This is a genomic window from Micrococcus sp. HSID17227, assembly GCF_003989405.1.
GTDB lineage: Bacteria > Actinomycetota > Actinomycetes > Actinomycetales > Micrococcaceae > Micrococcus > Micrococcus luteus.
The window spans coordinates 1-679 of the sequence record NZ_RBLN01000559.1 but is presented as its reverse complement, the minus strand read 5'-3'; the positions used below and the strand labels follow the sequence as shown (position 1 = coordinate 679).

The following is a 679-nucleotide window of genomic DNA, read 5'->3' as shown; positions in this document are numbered from 1 at the left end:
ATCCCGTTCCCGATCAGGTTGGCCGTGGTCTTGTGGCCCGCGATGATCAGCAGGACGAGCGTCGAGACGAGCTCGTCGTTGGTGAAGACGTCCTCGTCGGCGGCCCGCAGCAGGATGCTGACCAGGTCCTCCCCCAGGCCGGAGCTCCGTCTCCGGTCGAGCAGGTCGACGAGGTAGCGCTCGATCCCGTCGCTCGCCAGCTTCAGCTGCCGGTTCGACTCCTCGTCCGCGAACGGGGCTCCGCTCAGCCAGTAGCCCCAGGCGTGCAGTTCCGGGCGGTCCTCGATCGGTACACCGATGAACTCGCAGATCACGCGCATCGGCAGGGTGAACGCGAACTCCATCAGGTCGACCTCGCCCGACTCGGGGAAGGCGCCGATGAGCTCGTCGGTGATCCCCTGGATGCGGGGCTGCAGCAGCGCCATCCGGCGGGGCACGAAGGCCCTGCTGACCAGCCTTCGCAGCCGGGTGTGCTCCGGCGCGTCCGCGGTGATCATGTTGCGTATGAGGACCGGGCTGCTGTCCGCGAGGAGATCGCGGAACCAGGCCGGGGAGTTCTCGACCTGCTTGGACAGGCGGGGGTCGCTGAACCCCTTGAGCGCGGTCTCGTAGTCGGCGACGACGTACGCGTCGCCGCCCGGCGGGTAGTTGATGGCGCGTACGGGGCAGCCGGCCGCGC

1 pseudogene is annotated in these 679 nt (G+C 68.9%); it reads right to left on the bottom strand.

Annotation, left to right across the window (positions count from 1 at the left end):
* Positions 1-679 (bottom strand): annotated as a pseudogene (locus D8M29_RS13295) (cytochrome P450); the annotation flags it as partial.